Source organism: Holdemanella sp. DFI.5.55, from assembly GCF_020593575.1.
GTDB lineage: Bacteria > Bacillota_I > Bacilli_A > Erysipelotrichales > Erysipelotrichaceae > Holdemanella > Holdemanella hominis.
In genome coordinates, this window is sequence record NZ_JAJDMK010000402.1 from 1 (window position 1) to 229 (window position 229).

General features: G+C 43.2%; 1 protein-coding gene. It reads right to left on the minus strand.

The genetic code is table 11. The features are described 5' to 3' along the window. Positions 1-224 (minus strand): hypothetical protein (locus tag LJE08_RS15435; protein ID WP_370633287.1); only part of this gene is annotated, 224 nt, incomplete at its 3' end. Positions 225-229 lie beyond the last annotated feature (5 nt).

Consider the following 229-nt stretch of genomic DNA (forward strand, 5'->3'; position numbering starts at 1 on the left):
GTGGCAACCGCAATCACCCGAACGTTTTCTAATGCCATGCAGAGCTGCTTAAAATGCTGCAGTGCTTTTATCGTTCGATCCATTGGCGCTGGCTTGAGCATTTTTTCTGGCCCCATATTTTCTGAAAGACGAACATATTCTTTTTCATAGCTTACCAAATTATAATTACCAGACTCGTTAATCTCAGTAATTCGCAGCCGAACCGAATTCGAGCCCAGATCAATAACCG